This window comes from Schaedlerella sp., from assembly GCF_056796775.1.
Window position 1 is genome coordinate 1 of sequence record NZ_JBQIKP010000078.1, and the last position, 13,047, is coordinate 13,047.

Sequence of the window (13,047 nt, forward strand, 5' to 3'; positions counted from 1 at the left end):
GGAAAATACAGCATATTTCTGTGGTTACTTTTTTATGTTTAAGAAATTAATTTGCGGTATATTTGCAGTAGCTGGGGATTTTAAAACGCCGTTTTACACCTGGCTTCGGCGGTGATGAAGGATGCCAACAAGACCATGAAGATCACCTATACGCTGACGGAGGAGGCGTGACGGGCGTGCCCTGATGTGCAGGGGTGTGTAATAAAATGTTATCTGGATATGGGGCTGTCTGCCGTGGGGCGGGCGGCCTTTTATCATACAAAAAATTCATTGAAGGAGGGTTTCGTTATGAAGGGATTCTGGAACACGGTACAGATGGTTTTTGCGGCTGTCGGGGGATGGCTCGGCTGGTTCCTGGGAGGCTGTGACGGGCTGCTGTATGCCCTGGTGGCTTTCGTGGCGGTGGATTATGTGACGGGTGTGCTGTGCGCCGTGGCGGATAGGAAGCTGTCCAGCGAGGTGGGGTTTAGGGGCATTGCGAAGAAGGCGCTTATCTTCCTGCTGGTGGGGATGGCTAACGTCCTGGACGTGCAGGTCATCGGCAGCGGCTGTGTGCTGCGGACAGCGGTGATCTTCTTCTATATCTCCAATGAGGGCGTGAGCCTGGTGGAGAATGCGGCGCACCTGGGGCTGCCGGTGCCGGAGAAGCTGAAGGACGTCCTGGCACAGCTCCATGGCCGGGCGGAAGACGGGAAGGGGGACGAGTGAGCGTGAGGCTTGTGGAGAGCTTTCTGACAAGGAACCCCTGTTATGCGGCGGGGCGGAAGATCACGGTGAAGGGGCTGATGCTCCATTCCGTGGGCTGCCCCCAGCCCAGGGCATCCATGTTCGTCCGTTCCTGGGACAGCCCGGCGCATGGGGGTTCCTGCGTCCACGGGTTCATCGACGGGGAGGACGGGACGGTGTACCAGACGCTGCCCTGGAACCACCGGGGGTGGCACTGCGGCTCCGGTAATAGGGGGAGCGGGAACAATACCCATATCGGGGTGGAGATGTGTGAGTCCGCGTGTATTCGGTACACGGCAGGCTCGAATTTTACCTGTTTGGACGTGGATGCGGCCAGGGCGGTGGCGGAGAGGACTTACCGGGCGGCGGTGGGGCTGTTCGCCATGCTCTGCGGGAAGTACGGGCTTGACCCGCTGGAGGATGGCGTGGTCATCAGCCACAGGGAGGGCTGCGCCCGGGGGATCGCATCGAACCACGGGGATCCGGAGCACTTGTGGGGGCAGCTTGGCATGGGGTATACCATGGACGGGTTCCGCAGGGAGGTCAGGGCGGCCATGGAGGGCGCGGCTTCCGGCGTGGACGGCTATATGAGGATCATGGGGAAGGCCGTGGCGACGGCGGGGCAGATGGCGGCGTATGTCAGGGCGAGGAACCCGGGGGTGGTGCAGTCTGTCCTTGACATGATCCCGCTGTACCTTTCCGAAGGGGAGGCGGAGGGCGTGAGGGGCGACATTGCCTTTGCGCAGTCCTGCCTTGAGACGGGGAATTTTACCTTTTCCGGCTCTGCGGTCACTCTTTTGCAGAATAATTTCTGCGGCATGGGGGTGACGGGGAAGGGAATGAGGGGGAATTCCTTTGGTACGCCGCTGCTGGGGATCCGGGCGCAGGTGCAGCATCTGAAAGCCTATGCTTCCAGGAAGGGGTTGGTGAAGGAGTGCGTGGATCCCCGGTTCCGGTATGTGGAGAGGGGATGCGCGGAGTATGTGGAGTGGCTGGGGCAGAAGGAGAACCCGGCCGGGAAGGGATGGGCTGCGGGGGCAGGGTATGGGGAGAAGATTCTTGCCATCCTGGAGGGCATCCTGGGAATGGCCGGAGGGGAGCCTTCCGCTGGTGGTGCTGGGGGCTGGTACCGCGTCCGGAAGTCCTGGGCGGATGCCGGCTCGCAGAAAGGGGCTTTTAAGGAGCTGGGGAACGCGAAAGAGTGTGCGGACGGGAACCCAGGGTACTTGGTGTTTGACTGGAATGGAAATGTGGTCTATGGGAAAGCAGATGGCGGCGGTATGACGGATGCGGCCTGCCCGTTCATGGTGTGGGTGTGGGTTGCGGACCTGAATATCCGGGAAGGCGCCGGGACGGATACCCCCAGGACGGGGAGGTATACCGGAAAGGGCTGCTTTACCATTGTGCAGGTGAAGGCCGGGGCAGGGTCTGATGCGGGATGGGGGAAGCTGAAGAGCGGAGCCGGATGGATCGCGTTGGATTTCTGTGAGAAGATATAAAAGGATATGGTTTCGGAATGAAGGCTGTTCATGGCGTGTTGGGTGCTGTGGACGGCCTTTATTTTTGTGGAAAATTGCGGAAAAATCTGATATACTGTCATATGTTAAGAGGAATAATGAAGATAGTCGCATTATTGTAGTTGCCGGAACGGAAAAATGTAAATGTGAAAGAAGAATGGAACATGAGGTGTTGGTTGTATGAGCGAGAAGCATTATAGGCCAATTATTAAAGATGGGGATCATCTGGTACAGTCGAAGAAAAATTCTAATAGGGTAATAGGACAGACACGTAATGCGGAGAATAAAAATCCAGATATTATTGAGTGGGAAGAGGTAGAGGATACTGATTATGAATATGAACTGGCGAAAATGGCGCATGAGGAACGTATGGCTGAGGTGCAGAGCCGCCAATCAACGACGGATGCTATAACGTCTGTTTTGAATCTCATAAATACTACTGTTACTTTTTTGGCTGAGAATTCAGAAGTCTTGGAAACTGCTGTTAATTTAGGGAAAAAGGCAAAAAACGGAATTGCCGGCGTGAAAAATAAGCTGATATTGGCTGTTCAGGATGGGAAGAAACAAAAGAAAAATAGGGAAAACATAAAGACCGCAGTATCTGCCCCGGAATTTACAGATACGAAGATTGCTGGCCCGATAAGTACTGAAGTTATTTCGGATGCTATGGAAACTTCACAAAGTGAGAGGGAGAATATTAGTGTTGAAGAGGCCCGGAAATTGATTTTGGGCATTTTGATGGATTATATAAGCATGAAAAAGAAACTGAACCGGCTTTCAAATGCTAAAATAGATAGCATCAAAAGGCAGGAATTGGATGTGGGGGAGGTCATTGCCCAGCTGGATTCTCTGATAAAAGAGTACCCGGCATTGATGGATGACAGCACAACGGAAAATATTGCGGCATTGCTTAGAATGAATTCGGACAGTCAGGAGAACAAAAAAATAAAAGAAGTTTTGAGAATAGATTGATTATTACAAGAAAGGCGATACATATTATGGAAAATATTGGCGAAGCAAAAAATGAAATTGCCATTGTGGATAAAGAGACGGTTGAGAATTTAATCTACATTGTCCGTGGGCAGAAAGTGATGCTGGATGTGGATCTGGCTCGGATATATGGGTATGAAACAAGACGGTTTAATGAGCAGGTAAAAAATAACAGTGAAAGATTTGATGATGATTTTCGTTTTCAGCTGACGAAACCAGAGTTTGAAAACTTGATGTCGAAAAATTCGACATCAAGTTGGGGAGGCACGCGAAAACTTCCATATGCTTTTACAGAAACTGGTATTTATATGCTTATGACCGTTCTTAAAGGCGATTTGGCGATTGCTCAGAGCAAAGCCTTAATCCGCATCTTTAAGGGCATGAAAGATTATATTTCAGAAAACCGTGCCTTGATTGGAACGGATGACATTGCGCGGCTTGCTATTCAGACCAGTGAAAATACTGCCGCAATTGCAAAAATCACTGATGAGATGCTCCGTAAATCGGATCTGCCCAAAATATTCAAGAATTTTGCGTCATCAGACACTGGAAAAGAGTTCCTGATTATGAATGGCCAGCTTGCGGAAGCAGATGCCGCATATCAGGGAATTTATGCAAAAGCAAAAAACAGCATTTTTATCATTGATGATTACATAGGGATTAAATCTATCATGCATCTGAGGAATGTAAATCCGGGTGTTATGATTACAGTATTCTCAGACAATAAGCAAAGCCATTTGAGACGGGCAGATCTGAATGATTTTAGGAATGAGTTTCCTGGTATCCTGATAGATTTTAAGAGGACCAATAACACGATGCATGACAGATATATCATCCTGGATTACAGAAAGCGGAGCGAGAAAATCTACCATTGCGGCGCATCTTCCAAAGATGCCGGGAAAAAGACAACGACCATCATGGAAGTTCAGGACAGGGCAGTTTATAAGCAGCTGGTGGATATTCTGATAAAAAATCCAGCGTTGGTACTTACATGATTATGACAATATTTTATTCGCCCCGTATGGGGCGAATTTTTTTGGCTCAAAATCGGAAAAATCGGATTCAGGGTACATAGACCTCCAGAAAGAAAGCCGGGGGTGTCTGAATGAATGATCAGAAGAGCATAAAACTGGATGTCGGATTGCCAGATCGGGGTGTGATGCTGAAAATGGAGCGCTGTGCGGAATTTTTAGCGCGCATGATAGAAAAATACGGGCGGGAGGTTCTGGAGGAGATTGAAGCCGTGGAGCCAGAAGAAAAAGAGAATAGGGAACAATGATGGATGCAGCCGGTTATGTTTGAGATAATCGGCGCATTTTCTGTGTCATGGTATGCAAAAACAGTGATATATTTTCTGTGCTTGCCGGAGATTTCGGGAAGCGGCCGAAAAAAATAAAAAAAGTTATTTTGGGGCGCTGACAAATTACTGGAAATCCGATATAGTTGTTCTTGCAACAGATATACGAACAGAAAGTGAGCAACCAAAAATGAAAAAGAGATGTTATATTTACACGAGGGTTTCCACGGCTGCTCAGGTAGAAGGGTACAGCCTGGAGGCGCAGACGAAAAGGCTGAGGGAATATGCTGATTACAGGGAACTGGAAATAGCCGGGGAATACTGTGACGCAGGGAAATCCGGCAGGAGCATCAAGGGCAGACCAGCGTTCCAGCAGATGCTGGATGACATCGTATGCGAAAAGGATGGGATTTCTTTTGTTCTGGTGTTCAAGCTGTCAAGGTTTGGAAGGAATGCGGCAGATGTGCTGAAATCCATGCAGCTGCTTACAGATTGCGAGGTTGACCTGGTATGCGTGGAGGATGCCATTGACAGTTCCACGCAGGGAGGGCGGCTTACCATGGCTATCCTGTCGGCTGTGGCGGAGATTGAGAAGGAAAATATTACGGCGCAGTTCCTTTCGGGGAAGATGCAGAAGCTAAGCGAAGGCGGATGGCCAGGCGGCCCGATTCCATACGGGTATAGGAATGTCAATAAGAAGCTGGTCGTTCAGCCAGAGGAGGCGGAGCTTGTAAGGATGGTCTTCAGCCTTTACAGGCAGGAGGGGATGATGGTCAATTCGGTGGTCAACTACCTGAATGAGCATGGTTATAAGAAAACTGTCAGAAATGAACAGCGGGCATTCACTTTTGATATGGTAGGGACGATTCTGGACAATCCGGTCTATTGCGGGAAGATTTTTTATAACCGTCGGACCAATTGCAAAGCAGGAAACCAGAAGAAAAAGGATGTCATTGTAGTGGACGGGAGCCATGAGCCGCTTGTCACGCCGGAGCAGTGGCACTTCGTAAGGATGAAGAGGGAGAGGCATAAGGGACGCAGCAAAAAGACAGAAGAACCGGAGCGGATCAGTCTTTTGTCAGGGCTGGTCAAATGTCCGAAGTGTGGCAGTGGGATGATTGCAAAAAAGAATAAGAGCATCAACCACAATCATGGTGGATATTACAAAACTCTTTACTATTATGGCTGTAATAATAATAGGAAATGCAATGGCCGGGTATGTGATTTCAGCCATACCTATAATCAGGAGAAAGTGGACGGCGCGGTTTTTGAGATAGTGAGCGGCCTGACAATGCTTCCTGTATTCCGGGAGAGGGTGCTGCATCATCTGGAAAATACGGATGTTATGGACAGGCTGGAGACAGAACTGAAAAAGCTGAGGAAAACGATACGGTCAGAGGAGATGAAAAAGAGAAAACTGGGGGAAGACTTGGATAACCTGGACTTTCTGGATGATGATTATGATAAAGATTATGAAAAATTCCAGGGAGAGATTGACCGGGTGTATGACCGTATTGAGAAGGCAGAGGCCGAAATGGAAAGGAAGATGAAAAAACTTTCTGCAGCAAAGCAGGGCACCCAGGCGGCGGATAGGATTGAGAGGCTTCTGGAACACATGGGGAAGCTGTATGGGCATATGTCCTGTGAGGAGCGGCGGAAAATGTATAGGTTTTTTATTGAGAGAATAGAAGTTTATCCGAAGCATCCGGATGGGAAGATCATAAAAAGCATTGTTTTCCGGTTCCCGGTGTTTTATGGGGAGGAAGATGTGAAAGAGGATAAAGCGCCGGATGAGCAGGTAGTGTTCACTTTGGATTGTGGAGAATTGGGGCTGACGGCATCTGAGGCAAAAGCGACATATGCACAGATCCGCAAATATGTTTCGGAGAAGTTCGGCGCAAAGGTTTCCTCTTTATATATTGCCCAGGTGAAGAGAAAATACGGGTTGGACTTGGGGAAGAACTACAATGTGTCAAAGAAAACGGATGCAAGGGTTCCGGTCTGCCCGAAAGATAAGGAGGGATTCATCATAGATGCGCTGAAGCATTATAAGATGCTGGATGCGGATGTGGAGATGAAAGAGCAGGGGGATTTGTGATGAAGAGGAAGAAATGTTATATCTATATGAGGGTTTCTACGGCGATGCAGGTGGATGGGTACAGCCTGGAAGCCCAGAAGGACCGGCTGACAAAGTTTGCGGAATTTCAGAAGATGGATATTGTACGGGAATATTGCGATGCGGGGAAATCGGGGAAGAATATCACTGGACGCCCGGAATTTTCCCAGATGCTCCGGGATGTTGCGGATGACAGAGACGGGGTGGATTATATACTGGTGTTCAAGTTGTCAAGGTTTGGGAGGAACGCGGCGGATGTGCTGAATTCCCTGCAGTATATACAGGACTTTGGCGTGAACCTGATCTGTGTGGAGGACGGCATTGATTCATCAAAGGATTCCGGTAAGCTGACCATCACTGTCCTGTCCGCAGTGGCGGAGATTGAGCGGGAGAATATCCTGGTGCAGACGATGGAAGGCAGGAAGCAGAAGGCGAGGGAAGGGAAATGGAACGGCGGGCTGGCACCTTTCGGGTATAGGCTGGATTCTAAGACAAGTACCCTGATGGTGGAGCCGGAAGAAGCGGCGGTTGTAAAAATCATTTATGAGAAATTTGTCCACGAAGGCATGGGAGCGGATTCTATCTGCAATTACCTGAACCAGAGGGGATATGCAAAGCAGAAGAATAGGGAGTTTGAACTGAATTATTTTTCTCGGGGGCTCATCATGCGGGTGCTGGACAATCCGGTGTATATCGGGAAAATCACTTATGGAAAGAGTACCACGGAACGGGTGAAAGGAACCAGGGATGAATACCACCGGGTTCAGGTGGAGGATTACATGGTCACGGACGGAAGGCATGAGGCGATCATTGATGGAGAATTGTGGACGGCGGCGCAGGAGAGACGGAAGGAAACGGGTGTCAAGTGGAATAAGACACACAGCCTGGATCATGAGCACCTGTTGTCGGGGTTGGTTATCTGTCCGGTCTGCGGCAAGGGGTTTGCCGGGACTGTCCGGCGGCGGAAGAATAAGAAGACCGGCGAATACAAGGATGATTTTTATTACAGGTGCCAGCACAGGAAGAAAATTGATGAGGAACATTTCTGTGATTTCAAGCCGTCGATCAACCAGAGTGAGTTTAACCGGGAAGTGGAGAATGTGATTCTGGATATGGCGGCGAATGAACAGTGGAAAGAATTTGTCCTGCGGAAGATGTCGGAGAGGGTGGATGTGAGCACACTGGAGACGGAGCGGGAACAGCTTAAGAAACATTTGCGGCAGGTGATTGGGGCGAAGACGAAGCTGACGGATATGCTGGATAAGCTGGATGTGTCCGATAAACATTATGACCGCAAGTATCAAGACATGCAGGACAGGCTGGATAATCTGTATGATAAGGCATCTGAACTGGAGGATACGATCGCAGATATTGATAGCCAGATAAACGGAGCCTATGAGAAGCAGATTACGGCAAAGCAGCTTTACAAAATCCTGGCGAATTTTGACAGGCTGTATTACCGGCTGACGGACCTTGAAAAGAAGGAATTTTTGAGAGACTTTATAGAAAGCGTTGAAATTTATCCGGAAAAGTTGGATAATGGACGCATGCTGAAGCAGATAAACTTTAACTTTCCAGTGTATTATGATGGTGAGGTTGGTAAGGAAATTCGGTTGCTCAATGAAAATACAGTCGAAAGTATCGTGTTGCTTTCAAAACTTCATACAAAACAGAATATAGAAGTGGAATTGGAAATGAGCGAGCTTGATTTGACGGCTGCGGAGAGCAAAGCCACTTATGCGGAAATTAAACAGTATGTGCTTGATAAATACGGATTGAAAGTATCCAGTTTGAATATTGCTCAGATTAAAGCAAAGTGTGGTATTATCGAGCGTGAGAATTATAATACGGCAAAGAACGAAAATGTTAAGCGGCCAAACTGCACAGAAGAAAAAGAAAATGCAATAAAAAATGCGTTCAAATATTTTCAAATGATTTAAATGGGAGGATAAAATGCTAAAAAAGATAAAGTTTAAAGGGGCTTTTTTAATGAAGAAAAAGAGCTGAAATTATTTATGAATGAAGATAGAATATCAGTTCTTTACGGGAAAAATGGCTCTGGAAAAAGTACTATTTCTAATGCTGTGCGTAAGGCAAAAGGGGATGTAGTTGATGATATAATCCAAGCCACATTACTTGATGAAAAAGATATGGCTTTTGTGGATACGCAGTGTATTCATGTGTTTAATGAAGATTATGTGAGTTCACGTGTTAAAATACGAGACGATGGGTTGAATGCAATTATTCTTTTGGGTGAATTAGGTAATCTTGAAGATAAAATATTGGATTTGGAACTTAGAATTGAAGCTGAATCTAAAAGAAATGCAGAACTTAAAACAGTTGCTGGCCTTAAAAGGAATCTCACAAATGATAATGCGGCCATTGCACATTATGAGGTTTCTAGCGATATTAAGTTATGGAAGCAAGCCTTGGGGGAACAGAAGAAAGCTGATGAAGCATTAAAGGAATCTGACGAGAAAATCAAAAATCTCAATGATGAACTGAATACCTTAAAATCTCGAAAGAAAAACATAAAAATAGCAGTCAGTTTGATTAATAAGAGCCTTAGATTTGTGTTCTTTTCAAAGGATAGATTAGAAATCAAAGTTGAAGGTGATAAATATGTATTGTATGCCCACGGAAAAGTAGTAAAGCCTAACAATGTGTCTGTTGGTGAAAGAAATATTATTGCTTTATGCTATTTTTTTACAGAACTGATTATGAATCAGGAGGCGAAAGACGGGTATTCAAAAAAACTAATCCTTGTTATTGATGATCCTATATCAAGTTTTGATTTTGAAAACAAAGTGGGAATTATGTCACTGCTGAAAGCAAAGGTAGCCGATATTATTAAAACCAATCCAGAAAGCCAAATTCTAGTGATGACACATGATATTCAGTGTTTATATGATCTTCAAAAAATTGGAGAAGAGGTTTGCGTCGAATATAAGCGAGAAAGCAACGGGCAAAAGAAAGTTACATATGCTTGTTGTGAATTAAAAAACAAAGAGATTATTCCATTCAGTTACACAAAACGAAACGAATATTCTGAGATTTTGAAAGCTGTATATGATTATGCTTGTGGCAAGAATGCGAATGACACTCTGACTGTTGGGAATTTAATGCGACGAGTGATGGAGGCGTTCTCAACATTTGTGTATAAAAAGGGAATAGTAGAGATTTCCTGTGATGATACGATTTTGCAACAGATTGGAGACAAAGATTACATTGATTATTTCAAGAATCTAATGTATAGGCTTGTGCTTAATGGCGATAGTCATATGCTAGAGAGAACAAATAGTCTGGATGACATGGATTATTTGAATTTTTTAAGTGATGAAGAGCGACGAAGAACGGCACAGGAAGTTATTTGTTTCGTTTATTTATTAAATAAAAGGCATGTTTTGGCACACTTGGAAGGAAAGCAAAACATTGAAACCAACATTCAAAAGTGGTGTGCAGATATAAAAAGTTTTTGTGCAGGTGATGAAGTGACGGTGTGATTATGATTGCATTATATTCCATGGGAATTAAGGACGTGGTCTATATTTAACCAAAGACAGGTGATAAAATGATTTCTATATTAAGGTATTTTTAAGATTATCGGGGAAATACAATTTGAATGTAAGGAGAAATCGTAATGTATCGAAGTAGTCGATACTGACTTTGCCTAAAAATGCACCTAAAACAATTTATGCTTTGCCAAATGTGGATGTAAGAATAGGATAAATATGGTAATTGGCAAATAGGAATATAGGAGGTGTTTTATGGATAAGCGCAAGCGGATGGGAAAGGATAAAGAGGGAGTGATATTTCCGGTTGCTCCGAATCTTTCTGAAATGGGTGATAGCTATTTGCAATTTATAGAAGAAATTAAGAAAGAAATTCAGAAGCAGAGAGTTTCAGTTGTAATGAACGCCAATACAAGCATGATTTGCCTTTACTGGAATATTGGCAGGGCTATTTTGAAAAAACAAGAGGAAGAGGGATGGGGTGCAAAGGTTATTGACCGTATGTCAAAGGATCTGAAAATTGCTTTTCCAGAAATGTCCGGCTTTTCTCCACGTAATATTAAGTATATGCGAAAATTTGCCCAGTGTTGGGTGGATTATGAAATTGTGCAACGGGTCGTTGCACAAATACCATGGCGGACAAATATTACTTTGATGGATAAATTAAAAACACAGGAAGAACGCATATGGTATGCTGGTAAAACGATAGAAAGTGGTTGGAGTAAAACGATACTTGAGTTACAGATACAAAGTAAATTAATGGAACGTACTGGAAAAACAGTCAACAATTTCCCTGTGGCACTGCCATCGCTTGATTCTGATATGGCGAATCAAATATTTAAAGATCCTTATTTGTTTGACTTTTTGGGAACCGATATGCCAAGACGTGAGGTGGAAATAGAACAGAAACTAACAGAACATATTCAAAGTTTTCTATTAGAATTAGGACAGGGATTTGCATTTGTTGGGCGGCAGGTTCATTTAGAGGTTGGAGGACAGGATTTTTATTTAGATCTTTTGTTTTATCACTTGAAATTACGTTGCTATGTTGTGATAGAATTAAAAGCCTGTGATTTTGAGCCGGGATTTATCAGTCAGTTAAATATGTATCAGAATATAGTAAATGATATTTTGTGCCATCCTGATGACAAACCGACAATCGGGCTTTTGTTGGTTAAGGGTAAGAATAAAACTGTAGTGGAATATTCTTTATCTGGTTATCAGAACCCGATTGGTGTTGCAGATTGGCAGAATCAGCTCACACAGTCTTTGCCAGAGGAGTTCCAGAGCAGTTTGCCTTCTATTGAAGAAATAGAAAAAGAATTAGAATAATAACAAAATTAACAGCAAGAGTGCAACGACCGTTGCACAAATAGGATAACAGACATGAGGGGGGGGGCAGTGGCTTAAATCAATTCGGTTTAAGCTGCCGATTATTGAAAATGATTTAAGTATAGGTTTGGACAACGGTGAACATGTTGAATGTGTGGTGTTGATACAAAGGAAAATACAGTTTACAAGGGACTACACAAGGTAACGGTCTGGCGGGCGCTGATATGCCCGTCAGATTTTCCATGTAATGTTCAAGCTGTCGCTTGTGGCGGCAACGGTGGTAATCATTAAATCCACCACCTGCCGCTTGTCGTCAAAGGATACGCTGTCCCATGTGTCGAGGTAGCCGGAAATCTGGCTGACCTGTTCCGGGCTGATGGCTTCCACCGTCAACTCCGCTATCTTCGCCAGAAGCGCCTGCTTGTGTCCGTCCAGTTCCGCTATCTTCATATTCACATAGGAGAGCAGCACATTGTTTGCGCCCGTCAGACTGTCCACCAGCTTTTCAATCTCGCTGTCCACATGGGCAAGTTCCACTTGCAGGGCAGTGATTTTGGGATTGGCCTTTGCCGCTTTCTTCCTGCCCGTCAGCGTCTTGTAGCTGTCCAGCTTTTTCACCATCTGCTGATACACAACCGCTTCCAGTTCTGCCGTGATGATTTTCCCGCAGCCAGGGCAGCTTTTGTTGTCCAGCCGTTTCGTACAGCGCAGATATTGTCTGCCGGAGGGATTGTAGATACTCATAAGGGCATATCCGCAGTTTCCGCATTTGATTTTCCCCGCCAGCCATGTATGGGTGGCTTTCCGGGCGGACTGGATTCTCATGTTGTTCATCAGCTTCTTGCGGCACGTCAGCCATATATCCGAAGGGACAATGCCCTCATGGGGCGCAAGCACCAGCATTTGATCTTTCAGGCTTTGCGCCTTGTCCGGCTTCACGTCCCGGCCTTGATAAAGATAGCACCCGTTCATACCCGTAAAGTCGGCGGCGTCGTTGACAAGCACCGTCCCCTGGCTTTTGAAAAACTCGTACACATCCAAGTCCGCCTGCACATAGACAGGGTTGCGTAACATCTGCGCCAGCGTGGGGCGTATCAGTTCCCGGCCATTAAATAAAATGCCCTGCTCCGCAAAGTACCGGGTAATGTCTCCGTAGGAGGTTTTCGGCTCGGCGTACATCTCAAACATCAGCCGCACATTGGCCGCTTCCTCCGGGTTCACCACCAGCCGTTTTGTGTTGATACCGTCCATCTTAATTGGCTCTGTATGGAAGCCGTAGGGGGCTTTCCCGCCCATCTTGAAGCCCCGCTGACTGCGGGAATAGTAAGCGTCCGTCACCCGCTTTTGTATCGTTTCCCGTTCCAACTGTGCGAACACGATACAGATATTCAGCATGGCCCGGCCCATCGGGGTGGAGGTATCAAACTTTTCCGTTGAGGAAACAAACTCCACATTGTACTGCTGGAACAGTTCCATCATGGTTGCGAAATCCAGAATGGAACGGCTGATACGGTCAAGTTTATAGACAATGACTTTCGCAATCAGTCCTTTTTTAAT

General features: G+C 46.0%; 10 protein-coding genes. 9 read left to right on the plus strand and 1 reads right to left on the minus strand.

Going from position 1 to position 13,047, the window contains the following annotated elements; translation table 11 throughout:
* Nucleotides 1-288: 288 nt before the first annotated feature.
* From ACTOY7_RS20625 to ACTOY7_RS20665, 9 genes are all read left to right on the plus strand, one after another.
* Entirely contained in the window at nt 289-708 is a 420-nt protein-coding gene (locus ACTOY7_RS20625; protein WP_482672388.1) for a phage holin family protein, read from the plus strand.
* A 2-nt stretch (nt 709-710) separates the two neighbouring features.
* The gene (locus tag ACTOY7_RS20630) at nt 711-2,225 is read left to right on the plus strand and encodes an N-acetylmuramoyl-L-alanine amidase (protein WP_482672389.1); all 1,515 of its coding nucleotides are present in this window, start codon (nt 711-713) and stop codon (nt 2,223-2,225) included.
* Between the two features lie 198 nt (nt 2,226-2,423).
* On the plus strand, nt 2,424-3,215 hold the full coding sequence (locus tag ACTOY7_RS20635) for a hypothetical protein (RefSeq protein ID WP_482596082.1): 792 nt from the start codon (nt 2,424-2,426) through the stop codon (nt 3,213-3,215).
* A 26-nt stretch (nt 3,216-3,241) separates the two neighbouring features.
* Nucleotides 3,242-4,228, plus strand: a complete 987-nt coding sequence (locus tag ACTOY7_RS20640) for an ORF6N domain-containing protein (protein ID WP_300822507.1) — start codon at nt 3,242-3,244, stop codon at nt 4,226-4,228.
* Between the two features lie 110 nt (nt 4,229-4,338).
* Nucleotides 4,339-4,512, plus strand: a complete 174-nt coding sequence (locus ACTOY7_RS20645; RefSeq protein ID WP_300808195.1) for a hypothetical protein — start codon at nt 4,339-4,341, stop codon at nt 4,510-4,512.
* Between the two features lie 208 nt (nt 4,513-4,720).
* Nucleotides 4,721-6,628 (plus strand): recombinase family protein, encoded by a 1,908-nt coding sequence (locus ACTOY7_RS20650; protein ID WP_482672772.1) that lies wholly within the window; start codon nt 4,721-4,723, stop codon nt 6,626-6,628.
* Nucleotides 6,628-8,586 (plus strand): recombinase family protein, encoded by a 1,959-nt coding sequence (locus tag ACTOY7_RS20655; RefSeq protein ID WP_482672773.1) that lies wholly within the window; start codon nt 6,628-6,630, stop codon nt 8,584-8,586. Before ACTOY7_RS20650 ends, ACTOY7_RS20655 begins: the two co-directional genes overlap by 1 nt.
* A gap of 75 nt (nt 8,587-8,661) precedes the next feature.
* Nucleotides 8,662-10,149, plus strand: coding sequence for an AAA family ATPase (locus ACTOY7_RS20660; RefSeq protein ID WP_482672774.1), 1,488 nt, complete (start codon nt 8,662-8,664; stop codon nt 10,147-10,149).
* A gap of 264 nt (nt 10,150-10,413) precedes the next feature.
* Complete coding sequence (locus ACTOY7_RS20665) at nt 10,414-11,490, plus strand: PDDEXK nuclease domain-containing protein (protein ID WP_482672775.1); 1,077 nt, start codon at nt 10,414-10,416, stop codon at nt 11,488-11,490.
* A gap of 231 nt (nt 11,491-11,721) precedes the next feature.
* On the opposite strand, the gene ACTOY7_RS20670 is transcribed toward ACTOY7_RS20665, so the two are convergent.
* The coding region (locus ACTOY7_RS20670) for a recombinase family protein (RefSeq protein WP_482672776.1) at nt 11,722-13,047 on the minus strand (1,326 nt) is incomplete at its 5' end.